The 16,839-nt window shown below is 37.8% G+C and carries 10 protein-coding genes, 1 tRNA gene and 2 pseudogenes; 4 read left to right on the top strand and 9 right to left on the bottom strand.

Going from position 1 to position 16,839, the window contains the following annotated elements; genetic code table 11:
* Window positions 1-39 precede the first annotated feature (39 nt).
* From LB465_RS18490 to LB465_RS09200, 7 genes and pseudogenes are all read right to left on the bottom strand, one after another.
* Window positions 40-582 (bottom strand): annotated as a pseudogene (locus tag LB465_RS18490) (metallophosphoesterase); the annotation flags it as partial.
* Between the two features lie 97 nt (window positions 583-679).
* Complete coding sequence (locus tag LB465_RS09225) at window positions 680-1,978, bottom strand: glycoside hydrolase family 88/105 protein (RefSeq protein WP_224469548.1); 1,299 nt, start codon at window positions 1,976-1,978, stop codon at window positions 680-682.
* Between the two features lie 122 nt (window positions 1,979-2,100).
* Window positions 2,101-3,429: a DUF4861 domain-containing protein gene (locus tag LB465_RS09220; protein ID WP_224469547.1), complete on the bottom strand. Its 1,329-nt coding sequence runs from the start codon at window positions 3,427-3,429 to the stop codon at window positions 2,101-2,103.
* Window positions 3,430-3,449: 20 nt separating this feature from the next.
* A complete protein-coding gene (locus LB465_RS09215; protein ID WP_224469546.1) occupies window positions 3,450-5,240 on the bottom strand; it encodes a hypothetical protein in 1,791 nt (596 codons plus the stop codon).
* A 146-nt stretch (window positions 5,241-5,386) separates the two neighbouring features.
* Window positions 5,387-7,036 carry a RagB/SusD family nutrient uptake outer membrane protein gene (locus LB465_RS09210; RefSeq protein ID WP_224469545.1) on the bottom strand — a complete coding sequence of 550 codons (1,650 nt, stop codon included), beginning with the start codon at window positions 7,034-7,036 and terminating at the stop codon, window positions 5,387-5,389.
* Between the two features lie 12 nt (window positions 7,037-7,048).
* Complete coding sequence (locus tag LB465_RS09205; RefSeq protein ID WP_224469544.1) at window positions 7,049-10,198, bottom strand: SusC/RagA family TonB-linked outer membrane protein; 3,150 nt, start codon at window positions 10,196-10,198, stop codon at window positions 7,049-7,051.
* Window positions 10,199-10,336: 138 nt separating this feature from the next.
* Window positions 10,337-11,365 (bottom strand): LacI family DNA-binding transcriptional regulator, encoded by a 1,029-nt coding sequence (locus LB465_RS09200; protein WP_224469543.1) that lies wholly within the window; start codon window positions 11,363-11,365, stop codon window positions 10,337-10,339.
* Window positions 11,366-11,650: 285 nt separating this feature from the next.
* On the opposite strand from LB465_RS09200, the pseudogene LB465_RS09195 reads away from it, so the two are divergent.
* Window positions 11,651-11,929: pseudogene (locus LB465_RS09195) on the top strand (transposase); the annotation flags it as partial.
* Between the two features lie 98 nt (window positions 11,930-12,027).
* On the opposite strand, the gene LB465_RS09190 reads toward LB465_RS09195, so the two are convergent.
* Window positions 12,028-12,101: transfer RNA gene (locus LB465_RS09190), tRNA-Asn, on the bottom strand.
* A gap of 109 nt (window positions 12,102-12,210) precedes the next feature.
* The gene (gene rseP / locus LB465_RS09185; protein ID WP_224469612.1) at window positions 12,211-13,527 is read right to left on the bottom strand and encodes an RIP metalloprotease RseP; all 1,317 of its coding nucleotides are present in this window, start codon (window positions 13,525-13,527) and stop codon (window positions 12,211-12,213) included.
* A 155-nt stretch (window positions 13,528-13,682) separates the two neighbouring features.
* On the opposite strand from rseP, the gene LB465_RS09180 reads away from it, so the two are divergent.
* From LB465_RS09180 to feoB, 3 genes are all read left to right on the top strand, one after another.
* Complete coding sequence (locus LB465_RS09180) at window positions 13,683-14,354, top strand: SCO family protein (RefSeq protein WP_224469542.1); 672 nt, start codon at window positions 13,683-13,685, stop codon at window positions 14,352-14,354.
* A gap of 136 nt (window positions 14,355-14,490) precedes the next feature.
* Entirely contained in the window at window positions 14,491-14,721 is a 231-nt protein-coding gene (locus tag LB465_RS09175; protein WP_224469541.1) for a FeoA family protein, read from the top strand.
* A gap of 1 nt (window position 14,722) precedes the next feature.
* Window positions 14,723-16,825 (top strand): ferrous iron transport protein B, encoded by a 2,103-nt coding sequence (gene feoB / locus LB465_RS09170; RefSeq protein WP_224469540.1) that lies wholly within the window; start codon window positions 14,723-14,725, stop codon window positions 16,823-16,825.
* Window positions 16,826-16,839 lie beyond the last annotated feature (14 nt).

The raw sequence follows: 16,839 nt of genomic DNA, 5'->3' as shown, positions 1-16,839 counted from the left end.
TTTATACCCCATTTTTCGAATATCTTCAGAGATTAACGGTTCGTGCTCAAAATCTGAATTCGAAGAGTATAAGTTATTTTCACTCATTATGGGTTGGTTCATACCTCCCTCTCCCAGAAAGTCTGCCTTTCCAGCTTTTTGAGAAAAAGGACCGACAGGATCATGATTCCCGGTAGTTAGAAAAAAATTTATTTCTTTTTCTTCAGAATACTTGTCTAATATTTGTTTAAGGCCCCTCACGTTAAATGGTTGTCCATCATCACTAAAATCCCCTGGTAGAATAACATATTTAATACCTTTTTCAACTACATCATCCAAAGCCGACAGAAAAGCAAAATAATTTTCATTAAATAATCTCGTGGAGTGTAATTGAGCAGCCATAGACCTTACAATTGCTGACTTTTTATTTCCTTTATTTTCAATGCCTTTGTATTCTATATCTTGTAACTCTCCATAAACATCCTGAAAATGAATATCTGCCATCACTGCAAACCTGATTTGTTCTTTTTCGTGAACCTTTTTTTCGCACGATCCAAATGCGAAAATCAAAACAGTAAAAAATATAAATCGCAAGCACTTCATAAAAGAAATTTCTATGTTTTATAAAACTCAAAATTTGAAAGTTTTATCGTTTTATTCATTTAATTGTAATTAACAAAATCAAAGATTAATCAAATTTCTAGTCGAAAAACTGAACAGCAGTTTCCTCTATTTCGTACTCATAATGATCGAGCAATTTTATTACTTCTGCACCTGCCAAAATGGTGGGACCATATCCATGAGCAGCGTATGGGCTCTGAGGCCTGTAGTAGTAAAAAGCAGGGTCAAAAGCCATGCCCGTACCAACACAAGTGCCCTCTACTTGTCCAGTATCATTAATTTGTGTAGACACAGCTGACCAACCTAAAAGGGTCACGGGCCCAAAAACCCTATGATCCAACCATCCCTTGTTAATTCCTTTAGCAAAAGCATAAGTAAAAATGGCCGTTGCCGAGGTTTCTAAATAAGAATCATTTTTATCAACTAACTGGTGCCAAAAACCCTTTCCTGACTGATATTTCACAAGACCTACTGAATGATCTTTAAAAAGTTTCAGGACCTCTGCTCTCCCTGTATGATCTTTAGGCAGGACGTCTAATAATTCAACTATAGCCATAATTGCCCAGCCATTGGCCCTTGCCCAATGGAACTGAGGATAGGTTTCCGTACCTTGTACCCATCCATGCATGAAAATATTTTTTTGTGAATTATACATTTTTTCTGCGAAAAGAAGGACCTGTTTCACGGCTTCATCAAAATACCGATCGTCACCTGTTTTTTTCCCCATTCTTGCAAGTGCAGGCACACTCATAAAAAGATCGTCTAGCCAAACGGTATTGTGCACAGGACGTTTCCTTGCAAAAGTTCCGTCCTGAAGGCGATATTGCTCCTTCATAATAAACTCGCTGAAGTTATTAATCATCTCATCCAAAGAGGAATCCAATCCGGCATGATCAGCTTTAATCATTGCCCAAGAAATGGAACCGGCATCGTCAAGCGCTTCCGGATGTATAACCGATTTAATAGGTGTTTTAGCTGTAGGATCCTTTTTATACTGCTTAGCATATGTGGGGGAAACTTCAGCAAGGGCCGCTAATCTATTAAAGGTATATTCCTTGAATTTTGGATCACCTGTTGCTTCTGAGGCAGATAACATCCCTGCGTAAGTGACACCCCATTCATAACTAAAAAGTCGAAAATCCCCTTTTTCCCATTCTGAATTTTCATCAGCTTTTTTTGCACGAACCAGCTGTCCATTCTGGTCTTTCAATTCAAAAGGAGTCACCCTATCCAGATAACTATGAATTTTTTCCAGATCTGAGGTAATAGAACTTTTAGAAACTTCTCCATAAGGAATTGGATAGCCTGGTTTTATTAGGTGTAATGGAGTGTTGGAATCGGTCATTTTTTCATTCTCCTGCCCGTACGCTGGTGCCATCGCAGGGAAAATGCACAAGAGCAGAACGGCCACTCCTTTCATTACTAGAAGGAAAATTGAAGTATTTCTTTTTTGATTAAAAAACATATACAGTTATTAGATTGTTGTTGATTATAGTAAGGTCATTGAACTGAGAATTCGATTTCAGCACTTAGTTGATTGGCTAAACCAATAAGATAATCCTTGAAGTATGATTCCTTTGCGAAACCGGGATCAGAAAGCTCCCAGGCAGCTATCGCGAAATATTCGATAGGTTTAGTGTCTTGCAATTCTAATTCGGCTACATAAGTCTGCGAAAAACGGCCTTCTTTAGGAGCTTCCGAGTATCCGATAAAAATTTCATTGGGCACAAGTAAAGCCAGTCCAAGATACCATTCTTTATCATACGTCTGCTTATCATGAGTGAACAGCACTGTATAATCTCCTACTTTAAGACTGGTCAAAGGTTTTTCTGTATTAGAATTCACCAATCCCACCACAGCGATTTCATCTCCTTTTAAGCCGTTAAAGCTTACTTGATTTTTAAAAGCATACATACCGGGCCAGATCGATGAAAGTTCATTTACCTCGTAACTTCGTTCAAACGCTTCCGGTTGCCAGTTTTTATATTCGTATTGCATCAAAGCTCTAATGTGACCGTCAGATAAAATTTCAAATCTCGTTTGGTCCACGTTGTTAAGTGAATCGGCTTGAGTTACGCCTATTCTCGCAAGTGTATCTCCTATTTTTAATCCAAAACCACCTATTCCTACGGATTTTCCAACAGAGAGAATATCTCTTCCCCAATCTTCCATTACATGGTAGTCATCCTCAGTAACACCCTCTTTATTGATACCAACGCTATCAGGTGACATTGCAGATATTTTCTTTCCAAAAACATCCTTAGAATTTCTTCCATCCAGATAGTGCCGGAAACCCACCTTATCGTTTTCCCAGGACGGTCCATCTGTTTGGTAAGGTTGATAGCCCATTACGCCAGGAAGTTCATCAGCATAGAAAGTGTCACTGCTAGCAGGCTTCACCTGGCTGTCAAGAGAGTCCCGAACACCAAATCTTATATTCGTGCGCTTCTGAAAATCTATTTTCTCAGAGATCCAATCTAAAGATATTTTGGTTTGTTCTTTAGCAGCAAAGTCTAAAAGGAAGAACAACTCATCCCATTCTCCATCCCCATCAAGATCATCCAGTTGTGCCGGAATCGTATCTCCCTTCTCACCAAGCACCAAAGGATAGACATTACTCTTATCGATCTGACGTAGGGAATCACGTGGAATGCTTATCGCTTTTTCCTCCAAAGCAATGGGAGACAAGTTTTTCAACCTGATTTCCAATTTCTTTTGGACATCATCCTCTGATTTTCCCTGCCTCGATTGGCAGGAAACAAAAAATGTTGAAGCAGAAATAAGCATTGCACTAAAAAGTGCTGAATATATAGGTTTGTTCCAGGCCATCTTTTTGTACAAGAAAATCATTACTGAAGTGTTATTTTGTGACTGAAAGGAGTTTTCCCGGTAAGGTACACATGTTCACCCTCTGTTCTTAAACTCCCAAAGTGAGAAGTATACATTTCTCCGTCCAGGTTATTAACTCTTTCATGTTCCACTATACCGGGACCAAAAACAATAATATCCTTACCATACCGGTACTCACCCATTCCTTTTTGAAGAAAACTGTTGTCTGTTTGATCCTTTGCTTTGGTTACACCAGAAAGCTCTCCTCCTTCTTTAAAACAAAGCTCGATGGTAACGTTGACATCATCTGTCCCGCCTACTTCAAATAGCAGATCTACTTTTCCATCATTATTCTTCACCGTAACCACATACTCCAAGGTTTTTACATTACTAAGGGGTCTGTCCTCAAAGTCCATTTTATTCCAAAATCTTCCATCAATACTACGGGAAAGCTCATAATCTCCGTCAGCTCTCCTCTTTTCTTCCGGCAGAGGTTGATAATAAGGTACCTCTATTTTTTTTGATAAGATGTAATTATCACCTTCCTTTCTCAATCCTTCACTTCTGAAATATCCTGTGCTAAAGAAGTTGGCCGACATCCTCATGTATTTCAAAATTGCCTCCCCTTTTCTATAAGAGAAAAAATTAGGGCTAGTTGATCTACCCGATGCAATAATTAATGGCCAGTCTACTCCACCGAAGATAGTGGCGGTGGTATCATCATGTCTTATTCTGGCTAAATCGGTAGTCTCGAAAAATTTCTCATAATGTATTGGAGGGGGATCCAGTTTGGGAAGTTCCTGTCTCAATAAAGGTTCTTCCATAAAATAAAATAAGGAATGATTTAAGATTCGATCTTCAAACCCCACTAAATTCTCTATATACTTAGTAATAGCGGCAAATTCTCCATTATTATCCTTTATGGCCAGATAACGATAATGATGGTAATAATCTAAGATGTCTTTTGAGGAGAATTGGTCTTGCCTTCTAGAATCAACTGTTACTAAATCCCCATTCGGTTCTAAATAGTAATAGGTCATCTCAAGATTTTTCCTCACCGGCTCTAATAGCTCTGGCATTTCGAGATGCCTCGACATAGTAATAAAAGCTCTGTTGATGACTTCCGAATAATTCCTGCTTCTCTCCTGGTAATGTCCGTCACTATCTATGAATACTCCTTCCCCGAGCCAGTCTTCTATTCGTTTAGTATACTTCTCATCTGGATAAAGGGCATTAATCCTTGCTAGTGCTGCCGAGACCACCCATCTATGGTTAGGGGTATGAACTCCACCAACGGAGAGCGCATCTCCGGATTTGGTGATAAATTCTTTGGTCTTAGCTTTTAATTCTCTGAGTTCGGATTTGTCATTCTTCAATAAGATCGAAGTTCCCGCACATAAGGGTTCTAAAATAAAAGCAGTATCAGGCGGCGAACCAAGATTACCAAAATCAAGAGTTCCATCCGGCCATTGTACCTCCAGCAGAAATTCGATGATTTTATTCATTATTTGTGTCAATTCATCATCCAAATGAAACTGAGATTTAGGCTCATTATAGGATGCAGACAAAATAGCGAAATCATAACCTAAATCTCTCCTAAGAAATTCTATATCTGCACTAAGAGAATGCTTGATTTCCTTTACACTACTGTCGTTTGCTGATACTAACTGATTGTAAAGTTCATCACTGGAAGAAAAGCCTACAGCAGGATTCCTATCAATACTGGCGAACAGATCATAAGGAGAAACCATGGTTAGAGCACTAGCCCCCAGAGTTTGTTTTAAAAATGTATTGCGGGAGATTTTTTTCATGATACTTTGTTGGTAATTAAGAAAAAATATTTCGTGAAGCTTATTTTACTGAGAAAAAGCTTAAAATTGCTCTTCAATTGCTTGTTCTGGTTAAACAAAACCCGGTCTTCTTTTGCCGGGTCTTGTTAGCTAACCAAACTTAAATTTTAATACCCCGGGTTTTGCTCAATTTGTCCCTCTGTGACTTGTATTTCACTTTGTGGAATTGGTCTTACCAAGTGCTTTTCTGTAATGGCATTATTAAGGGCAGCATGAGGATTGTAAGTCAGCACTCTTTCTATTAAATTCTCTGTTCTTTTAAGGGTCATCCATCTACTGGTTTCCCCTGCCAGTTCTTTAGCTCTTTCGTTCAAAATAAGGTCAATATCAACATCACCTGCTTCCAGTAAAGTTGTAATTCCAGCACGGGATCTAATTGCATTAAGATGATTGGCCGCCTCGTCAGGATTACCAGCCATGAAATAGGCTTCGGCAGCTATCAACCTGGTTCCCCCAGAGCGGAAGATAACAGCATCCCGTTCGCCAAGAAAAGCTTGCCCCCCAGTGGTATAAGGAACTCCAGGATCATCAAACTTTTTAAACATGGGGAAATGTACCTGGGTTATTCCATCATTTACGAAATACTCATCAGGATTTATTACTTGATAAGGCACTGCTTCTTTCTCAGCATCGGACCATTGTCTTTCAGGAAAATAGATTGCAGTATCTCCCGCAGCAATAACAACGTTTTCCTCGGCATCCAAATAATCTAATTCCGCATAAATAACTCTTCTAAATGTAGCTTCGTCCCGCTCATCGTTCTCTTCGAAAAGTGAATAGAAGAAAGGCGTTGGGGCCGGTCCGATTCCTCTGTGCAGGTTCGTAGACCTGGTCATTCCCGGATAAACATCATATGCAAATTTGAATAATTGATGTCTATTATTTCCTATTCCTTGAGTGACTGGATTTGATCCATACAGTATGGACCAAATAATTTCAGAATTTCTTTGATTTTCTAACGCAAACAGATTTTCAAATTCGGAAACAAGAGAATGATTATCAATAACAACTTCAGCAAGGGAAGCGGCCTCCTCAAAGTCCCCGGACCCTGCAAAGCTTTTATACCCTCTTGTAAGTAAAACGAGTGCTTTAAGATGTCTAACAGCATCCTTTGATACTTTTCCATATTGTTCTGGGTTTTCATCTACAACAGCTAAAGCATCGTTCAAGTCTTGAGTGATTTGCATATAAACCTCCACTTCAGGCGCTCTGGAAAAGTCTGTTTGGGCACCTCTAATCTCATTAAGAACCAGAGGTACATCTCCAAATTGTTCTACAAGATGAAAGTAAGCGTAAGCTCTCATAAATTTAACCTCCCCAATTCCAATACTCCTTGTTTCCTCTGAAAGGTTTGTGATTTCTTCAGAACGGTCTATCGCTGAATTGGCAGCTGCTATAACTGCATAATAATTCTTCCAATTTTGTTCAAGAGCAGGGTTAACTGGATTTAAATTCACATAATCATTTAATTCATCCGTACCCAATATAGCAGTTTGTCTTGTAAAGATATCGGTACCCGTAAAATTAAGGTCATGAAAACCGATGTTCTCAGGGCCTCGGTCATAAGCACCCGTAGCAGGGCGCATAGCTTCATAGACATTAGCAACTAATAAATTAAAAGATTCAGGATCAGCAAAAATGGTTTCGGAATCCAATGCACTCCTGTTTTCCTCCTCCAAAAAATCCTTCTGACAAGCTGATAATGCGAATAGAGAAGTCGCACAAATCATCCAAAAATAAATTATATTTTTTCTCATTTTCTTAATTTTTTAAAAGTTAAAATTTAATCCAGCAAGAAAAGTTCTGGCTAGATAAGCAGAACCATAACTGTTCCTCGCTGCATTTTCCGGATCCCAACCTTCATAGTCGGTAAAAACAAAAGGATTCTGAGCAGTGGCGTAAATCCTTAACCCATTTTCTTTAATTCCTAGAGCATCCACTACTGACTTAGAAAACGTATACCCGAGAGTAGCAAAACCTACTCTCACAAAAGAAACATCCTGAAAATTTAAAACTTCAGCAAAAGGCCCCGCATTTCCCGGTTGAGGGACTTCGTTGGATGGGTCATTTGGAGTCCAATAATCCGTCTTTAATCCATTAAAGAACGAACCTGATCCCCCAGGCGCTCCAAATTGCTGATGGAAATAACTGGGAGATGTTGCTCCTTGATTTGCATAGACAAAGAAGGAGAAATCCAAATTCCGATAATTGAAAGTATTGGTAACTCCTGCAGTCCATTCTGGCATGTTTGCACCAACCACTGTTCGATCATTTTCAGCATCAATAACACCATCACCATTAAGGTCTCTCACTCTGACCTGTCCAGGCTGCTGCCCATAGCTCTGTGCCTCTTCTGCTTCGTCCATCTGCCATATTCCATCAAAAACATAAGTATAAACTGAACCAATTGGCTCTCCCACTCTATGAATATGATTGGCATCCCTGGCTCGGAAAAGGATTTCGTCTAACCCACCATAAAGCTCGGTGACTTCGTTTACGTTTCTCGCAAAATTTATTGAGGTAGTCCAATTAAAATCTTCAGACTCAATATTAACAGAACTAAGTCCCACCTCAATACCTTTGTTTGTAGCAGCTCCTACATTATCGAAGATACCAGGGTACCCACTAACTAGAGGTAAAGGCCTGTAAAAAATAATGCCTGTAGTTTCACGACTGTACAAGTCAATTGAACCATTTATTCTTCCTTGTAGAAGACCAAAATCAAGACCAAAGTTGTACTCCGCAGTACGCTCCCAAGTCAGATTCGGATTGGGAAGATTTGTTACCGAAGCGGTTTCAGTAGTAATATCCCCCAAATTCGTAAAGCCGGTCTGAATTAAAGATTGAGATCCTAGAGGAACTAATCCACCCCCCGAACCATTATTTCCTGTCTCCCCATAACTAATGCGCAGTTTAAGATCATTGAACAAATCCTGTTCCTGCATAAAATCCTCTTCGATTGCTCTCCAAGCAAAAGCCGCTGAAGGAAAAAAGGACCATTTATTCTCATCGGAAAGAATAGATGCACCATCATATCGCCCGGTTATGGTGAACAAGTATCTATCCTTAAAACGGTAATTGAGACGTCCTGCAAATGATTCCAATGTCTGCTGAGAAAAATCTCCTTCTACATTTCGAACATCAGGACCAGCATCGATATTATAAAACAAAAATTCATCGGTAGAAAAACCTCGTCTTTGCATTAGATTATTCTCATACCTATCCAGAAAACGTGAATAAACACCCATCGCTTCAAAGGCATGATCTTCATTAAGTTCAAAACTGTAATTTACAACATTGTCAAAAGTGTAAGATATTCTGTTACCATTAATCACCTCTGCGCGAGTATTACCAATTTGTCCACTAGTAGATTTTGAATAACGTCCTCTATACTCACCAGAACGGTAAAATTCAATATTGGGCGCGAAACTTGTAGTGAAATCTAAATTTTCAAATGGACTAATTTTTAGCGAAAAATTACCTAAGTAGTTTAAAGTTCTTACTTCCCTAAGCATATTGGCAGGTTCGAACAAAGGATTAGTTATAAAGGTCTCCCCTTCCAAGGGAAAAAAGATAGGCTCTCCATTTTCGTCAAAAGGAGTAGCTGTGGGTCTGAGTCTATAAGCGCTTCTAAACCCTTCAAGACTACCTACATCTCGCTTAGAATAGGTTGCATAGTTATTGATTCCAAGGGTCACATAGTCAGAAAGTTTAGAAGATAAATTTGCTCGAGCGTTGACTCTTTCAAACATTTCCCCTTCGAAGGTTCCTTCATCCTCTGTATAAGAAATACCACCGCCGTAAACAGTTTTTTCACTCCCACCACTCAAACCTACTGAATGGTTGGTTTGAAATCCATCATTACGAATTAATTCTACCCAATCTGTATAATTACCATCGGCAACATTTTGGAGTTCATTAGGCCTCATAAAATTTGTTAGGTCTACATCATCCGGAGTAAAATCAAAATTACCAGAAGCATAATTTAAACCAACTACGGCATCTCTCTGAAGCTGCACAAAATCTTCACCCGTGTAAATATCAGGCAGGTTATAACGTTGTTTTACTCCAATATAACCATCATAGGTTACCTTCAACTCACCTTTCACACCATCTTTTGTTTGAATAAGAATCACCCCATTACTTCCTCGAGACCCATAAATTGCTGTAGCCGAGGCATCCTTTAGAACATCCATCCTTTTGATATCATTAGGGTTCAGAAAATTAATATCATTAACGAACATTCCATCAACCACAAACAATGGATTTTGCCCTGCATTGTAACCTGCATTACCAATAGTCTCTCCAGAATTTATTGTATTAGCACCACGAATTCGGACGTTAAAACCTTCGCCAGGTTTGTTACCCGCCGTTTGAACATTTACACCTGCCACCTGGCCTTGTATAGCTTCGAAAGCCGTGACTTTATTTGCTCTTTCTATTGTTTCGGTAGTCATAGAACTGATGGCTCCAGTAAGATCACGGCGTCTTGTTTCACCATATCCCACAATTACAATTTCATCAAGACTAGCTGTATCTTCTTCTAGCTGAATGCTTAGACTCTCTCCACCATTAACATTGACTTCAGAAGTCTGAAATCCCATAAAGGAAAACACTAAAACAGTATTTTCCTGACCAACCTCTATTTCGAAGTTTCCATCAAAATCAGTTACTACCCCGTTATTAGTACCCTTTTCAATTATTGATACACCTGGAAGTGGCATACCATTAGAATCAGTCACTGTACCAGATACTGTTTCTTGCAGAACAATTTCGGTATTAATAGAATACGTGTTTTCCGCTTGAAAAAGAAAAAATATTAAACACGTTACAAGAAGGAATTTTCTTTTATCCAGACCGAGCATAATGAGGTTTGCCTGAAAAAAAGAAAATCGATCTAAAAATAATTGTTTTTTCATATTGATTAGTTTTTAAGATTCATTTAAGAATTGCTAATCTACTAAATCGATTTAGATTTAAAAACAAAAAACAATTTTTTTGCGAAAAAAAATAATTATTCAGCAAAAATGGAGTTGAAAAATTGCATTAAACTTATATTAATCTACCACAAATGAAGAATCCCTTATCTTAAGCTCAGTAAGGAATACCACTTGTCTTAATGGTATAGAGCGACTAGGCTTTTTCATTGAATTTAACACAATATTCATAAGTTCTTCTGCCATTTGCTTGAGTGGTTGGGATACTGCAGAAATAGAAGGGGTATGAATCTTAAAAAACACATTATCATCAAATGTTAAGATTCCGAGTTTCTTCATTCGGTCTGGGAAATCTTTCTTAAAAACTTCCAAACCCGCTTGTGTTAAATGATTTGTTGCAAATAGCACGGCATCCAATTGCGGATTTTCTAAAAAAAAGTTTCTTATAATCTTCTTCTTATTTTCCGGTGATTTCTCTTCATATGAAACTGATAAAACACATTGATTATATCCATATTCATTAATTGCTTCCTTATACCCTTTAATTCGTTGAGAAATAGAGGTTTGCTCGACGTCAGTGGTTACAAGCGCTATATTTTTAAATTGATTATTTATAAGGTGGATAGTTGCATTATAAGCAGAGTCCTGGTTATTAACTACCACATAATTTGTTTCCAAATCGGGAAAGTACCTGTCAAATAAAACCACCGGGACCTCTTCATCCATTAGAGATTTTATAGTATCTCTAATTCCAATGGTGGGGGTAATAATATAACCATCTACCTGTCTATCACTAAACAAGGAGATCAGTTCTTTGGCTTTTTCATCCTTATTCTCATTACTACAAAACAATACTTTGTAACCTTTTTCGTATGCGATATCTTCAATTAAACGCGCTATTTTGGCAAAAAAAACGTTGGATATATCCTCTACCATGCAAACAATTATTTTAGATTTTCCCGTTCGCAAACTTCGAGCAACCTGATTAGGCTTATAATCAATTTTTTTTGCAAAGTCTGTAATTTTTTGAATCAAGCCGTCTGAAATTCCTTTTTCTTTTCCCTTACCGCTTAAAACGAAAGAAACCGTGGTTGCAGAAACGTTCAGACTATTGGCAATATCTTTAAGTGAGTAGCGCTTTTTTTTCATGATAAAACTATTATTTCTGAGAATAATAGCAGTAGGTATTGAGTTTTTACTACTATTTATACAAAAATAATAAAACGTTTTAGGTCCTTCGCATTAATTGGATGGAAAATAAAACTACATCATAATAAATCTTTCGGTGTAATTTGAAGGTTAAGGACTTTTTTAGAGTTTTCTTAATATATCTTCTTCCTATTAATTTCCCAATTAACCAATATAATTTTACAGGGTTGTAATCGGTAAGTAAACTGCTATTCTTTATTTACTCGAGTTAAGCTTACACAAAGACTTAGAAATATATTCAACAAAGCAAAATCAAAAGAAGTGGCATATACAAAACTCACCCATTGGTACAAGGATGTGGAGGATACAGGATTTAAGGCCTTTAATACCATTGCCAACACCATAACTCTAAACTACAGGTCTATACTCAATTACTTTATCAACAGAAGTACAAACGCATCAGCAGAATCCTTTAATGCAAAAATAAAAGGGTTTAGGGCTCAGTTCAGAGGAGTGAAAAATGTGGAATTCTTCCTGTACAGATTAACTACAATTTTTGCATAAACACAACAATTGGGATTGATCCAAAAATGTTGTACCTATGTTGTACCCAGTAAAAAAACAAAGCCATTCAATTTCTTGAATGGCTTGTCTTTACTAAGCTCCCCCTCTTGGGCTCGAACCAAGGACCCTCTGATTAACAGTCAGATGCTCTAACCAACTGAGCTAAGGAGGAGTGTTTCGCTCTTTTGCGGTTGCAAATATAAACCAAATTTTAAATCACCGCAAAACAAAAATTGAATTTTTTTTAGGTTTTTTTGTTTCAAAAATTCAATCCAATTCTATCATTCAAATAACCAGCGATATACATCATTTCCATTGGCATAAAGCACCAATGCAATTAAGATAAAAAAGCCAACCATTTGGGCAACTTCCATAAATTTATCGTTAGGAGTTCTTCCGGTTATCATTTCATATAAAAGAAACATTACGTGTCCACCATCTAGGGCCGGGATTGGTAAAATGTTCATAAATGCCAGAATTATAGAAATCAAGGCTGTCGTATGCCAGAATCCTTTCCAGTTCCAGGTATCGGGAAACATATCTCCAATAGCGCCAAATCCGCCTAATTGTGTAGCGCCCTTTTGTGTAAAAACATATTTAAATTGTGCTACATAATCGTGTAGTGTCCAGTAACCATAATCAAAACCTTGTTTTATACTTTCAACGAAACCATATTTTTGCTGTTTTATTTCATAGTTAGATTTTATACTAAACCCTAACATTCCCTCTTCGTCTGGTGTGATCATAATGCTTTTAATATCATTGTCTCGCATAAAGACCAACTCCAATTCTTTTTCCTTATTTTCCTTGGTAATCTTACCTATCTCATGCCAATAACCAATCTCCTGTTCGTTCACAGAAATAATACTATCACCTTTTTGCAGACCAGCAATCTCTGCAGCTTTATCGGCGGCAACTTTTTCTATAACCGGATTTTGAATAGGAATAAAAGGTAACATAACGCCCTCTTCCCACATTCGCTCTCCAATATCTTCAGGCACCTCAATAGTCTCCTTTTCGCCGTCTTGATGTAATACCGTAATAGTATTTACATCACGCATAAATAAATGCCTGTTTACATCGGTACTGTTTTGCAAGTCTTCGCCGTTAAGTTGTAATACACGGTCGCCATCTTCAAAACCATATTGTTTAAATTCTTCAGCAATTGCAAAACCTTCGGGCATTTCATCGGGGCCAACATAATTTTTACCCCAAACAAACATAATCATCATATAAATAAGAAACCCAAGTACCAGGTTTACGGTAACTCCACCCAACATAATAATAAGTCGCTGCCAGGCCGGTTTACTTCTAAATTCCCAGGGCTCCGGTGGTTTCGCCATTTGCTCCTTATCCATACTTTCGTCTATCATTCCCGATATTTTCACATAACCACCCAGGGGCAGCCATCCAATACCATATTCGGTTCCGCCGATCTTCTTCTTGAAAAGCGCGAATTTCACATCAAAAAAGAGAAAGAATTTTTCTACCCTGGTTTTAAATATTTTGGCGGGAATAAAATGCCCAAGTTCGTGTAAAACTATAAGTAAAGACAAGCTTAACAGTAACTGTATGGCTTTAACTATAAATGGATCCATGCGTAATGCTTCAAATTTTAAATCGCACAAAAGTAAACTTTTATAATCTCCTAAAAAAGTTTAAAAGCCCTCCTGTTTTAGGAAGCGGAAATTTTAAGTTTTAAACTGCGACTAATTGATTGTTAGCCCTTAATTTTGCAATAAATTTTCCAAGTATGCGTGATCTTTTTTCCTGGCTCAAAAAATTTGCCATTGTCCTGTTTATACTTTCGGTAATTATAATTTATAGTATTTATACGCTCTTAACCCCAGAAGAACGTTTGCCTGTTTTTCAACCAGATATGGTAAATGCCGAATTGGTAGATTCTACAGTGCAGCACGTTCGTAAATACCATACCGTTAAAGATTTTGAGCTTATCAACCAAAATGGTGATACCATAACCCAGGATTTTTACGAGGATAAAATTTATGTAGCCGATTTCTTTTTTACCACCTGCCTCACCATTTGCCCGGTAATGACCGATCATATGATAGAAATACAGCAGGAAATTAAGGATGATCCTGAAGTTTTATTACTCTCCCATACTGTTTTCCCAAAAACCGATTCAGTGCCGGTTTTAAAGAAATATGCTGAAGAAAAAGGGGTGATTGATGAAAAATGGAATTTGGTTACGGGCGATAAAAAACATATTTACGAATTGGCAAGAAAGTCTTATCTCGCTTCAAAAAGTAATGGCGATGGCGGGCCTTATGATATGATTCATACCGAAAACTTTGTACTGGTAGATAAAGAAAAACGTATTCGCGGATTTTACGATGGTACCGATGCAGAGGCCATAAAGGACCTAATGCACGATATTAAAGTGCTTAAAGGAGAATATAAATAAATAATTCTAAAACCTTCAACTCACCAATCAGAGCTTTAAGTCACATCTAACGAGCACACCGACTTTTTTCATTGAAATTTTTTCCTGCTGAAATTTTACCTTACTTTTGTCTTGTTTAAAATCAATCTAAATAAAAGTGAGACTAACCCTGGCCGACTTAAAGCGTGGTGAACGCGGAATTATCAAAGATTTTTCTGCCGAAAATATTCCACTAAAATTGCTCGAAATGGGTTGTTTGCCGGGCAATGAAGTTCAAATGTTGCAAATGGCTCCTTTTAGAGATCCAATGTATCTTAACATAAACGGTAGCCACCTGGCCATTAGAAAAGAGATTGCTTTACTTATAGAAATTGACCTTATAAGCTAACATGGCTAAACAAATAAATGTCGCCTTAATAGGGAACCCCAATACTGGTAAAACTTCTGTTTTTAATCAGCTCACGGGGCTTAACCAAAAAGTGGGAAATTATCCCGGCATTACGGTTGAGAAAAAAGAAGGAATCTGTAAACTTCCCCGCGGACTTAAAGCCCATATTTTAGACCTTCCGGGAACTTACAGCCTTAACGCATCTTCTTTAGATGAAAACGTAGTGATAGAATTATTGCTTAATAAAAGCGATAAAGATTATCCCGATGTTGCCGTTGTGGTTAGCGATGTAGAAAATCTAAAACGAAATCTACTCCTTTTCACCCAAATTAAAGATCTTGGAATTCCAACAATCCTGGTTATAAATATGGCCGACAGGATGGAACGTAAAGGCATTTCTCTAGATGTAGATTTACTTGAAGAGCGTTTAAAAACAAAAGTGACTTTAGTAAGTGCCCGTAAAAATACCGGAATTGATGAGCTTAAGAAAGCTATAATCAATTATCGTCATATTTCAGATGAACCTTGTGTGAATGCTTCTATTATTGCTCCTGAATATTTTGATCGTCTTCGGAAAGCATTTCCAAAACAATCCCTTTATAAACTTTGGCTGGTAATTACTCAGGATGTAAACTTCGGCAATATTAACAGAAATGAGATCAGTAGTTCTGATCTTTTCGACACCAAATCACATACTGAATTAAAGCAACTTCAGCATAAAGAAACCATTTTAAGATACCAGTTTATAAATGGGGTTTTAAAGGAAACGATGAAGGTAGACGCGAGTTCTGCTAAGGATCTGCGCTCTCGTTTAGATCGTGTGCTCACCCACAAAATTTGGGGTTACGCGATATTTTTTGGTATTCTTTTATTGATATTTCAGGCAATTTATAGCTGGTCTAGCTACCCAATGGATCTTATAGACGAAACTTTTGCTTTTTTAAGCGAATGGACAAAAACTACTTTGCCGGCTGGAGCTTTTACCAATCTTATTGCTGAAGGTATTATTCCCGGGCTTGGAGGGATCGTTATATTTATTCCGCAAATCGCTTTCCTGTTTTTCTTTATTTCCATCCTTGAAGAAACCGGCTATATGAGCCGGGTAGTATTTTTAATGGACCGAATAATGCGAAAATTCGGACTTAGCGGTAAAAGTGTGGTGCCATTGGTTTCAGGAACTGCCTGCGCGATTCCCGCTGTAATGGCCACCAGGAATATCGAAAGTTGGAAAGAGCGTTTAATCACGATTTTAGTGGTTCCGTTCACTACCTGTTCCGCACGTTTGCCGGTTTATTTAATAATAATCGCATTGGTAATACCAGACCGTGCCTTTTGGGGTTTTAATCTACAGGGACTTACGCTAATGTTGCTTTATCTTTTAGGATTTGGTGTAGCCATTGGTTCTGCCTGGATCTTAAACGCAATTCTGAATATCAAAAACCGAAGTCATTTTGTGATTGAAATGCCCAATTACAAAATGCCGATGGGAAAAAATATTGCCATTAATGTGGTAGAAAAAACCAAATCGTTTGTTTTTGGCGCCGGAAAAATTATTCTTGCTATTTCAATTATTCTCTGGGTTTTGGCAAGCTACGGTCCTGGAGACAATTTCAACAAAGCTGAAGAAATAGTTACTTCAGAATATTCACAAAATACTCAAATTTCTGAAGTAGAATTAGAAGAAGAAATCGCCTCCTTTAAACTTAGGAATTCCTATATCGGAATTATGGGCAGAGGTATTGAACCTGTTGTAGCACCTTTGGGTTATGACTGGAAAATCGGGATCGCCATAATAAGTTCTTTTGCTGCCCGGGAAGTTTTTGTAGGAACTCTGGCCACAATTTATAGTGTTGGCAGCGATGAAGAAGAAACCATTAAAAACAGGATGGCTGCAGAGATAAATCCCATTCTGGGCGGACCCTTATTTACATTTGCAAGCGGAGTAAGCCTTTTGTTATTTTATGCTTTTGCCATGCAATGTATGAGTACGTTGGCCATTGTAAAAAGGGAAACCAACACCTGGAAATGGCCGGTTTTACAATTAGTGGTGATGACACTCTTTGCCTACTTTGTGGCTTTAGTAGCTTTTCAATTATTAAAATAAATGTAAGTTAAAAC

The organism is Salegentibacter lacus, assembly GCF_020164555.1.
Lineage (GTDB): Bacteria > Bacteroidota > Bacteroidia > Flavobacteriales > Flavobacteriaceae > Salegentibacter > Salegentibacter lacus.
The sequence above is the reverse complement of the archived record's forward strand: the minus strand, read 5'-3'. Positions and strand labels throughout refer to the sequence as shown.

Excerpts from the sequence above, each read along its gene's own strand:
- LB465_RS09205 (WP_224469544.1), bottom strand. The coding sequence starts at position 10,198 with ATGAAAAAACAATTATTTTTAGATCGATTTTCTTTTTTTCAGGCAAAC.
- LB465_RS09225 (WP_224469548.1), bottom strand. The coding sequence starts at position 1,978 with ATGGCACCAGCGTACGGGCAGGAGAATGAAAAAATGACCGATTCCAAC.
- feoB (WP_224469540.1), top strand. The coding sequence starts at position 14,723 with ATGGCTAAACAAATAAATGTCGCCTTAATAGGGAACCCCAATACTGGT.
- LB465_RS09180 (WP_224469542.1), top strand. The coding sequence starts at position 13,683 with ATGCGTGATCTTTTTTCCTGGCTCAAAAAATTTGCCATTGTCCTGTTT.
- LB465_RS09200 (WP_224469543.1), bottom strand. The coding sequence starts at position 11,365 with ATGAAAAAAAAGCGCTACTCACTTAAAGATATTGCCAATAGTCTGAAC.
- LB465_RS09215 (WP_224469546.1), bottom strand. The coding sequence starts at position 5,240 with ATGAAAAAAATCTCCCGCAATACATTTTTAAAACAAACTCTGGGGGCT.
- rseP (WP_224469612.1), bottom strand. The coding sequence starts at position 13,527 with ATGGATCCATTTATAGTTAAAGCCATACAGTTACTGTTAAGCTTGTCT.
- LB465_RS09210 (WP_224469545.1), bottom strand. The coding sequence starts at position 7,036 with ATGAGAAAAAATATAATTTATTTTTGGATGATTTGTGCGACTTCTCTA.
- LB465_RS09220 (WP_224469547.1), bottom strand. The coding sequence starts at position 3,429 with ATGGCCTGGAACAAACCTATATATTCAGCACTTTTTAGTGCAATGCTT.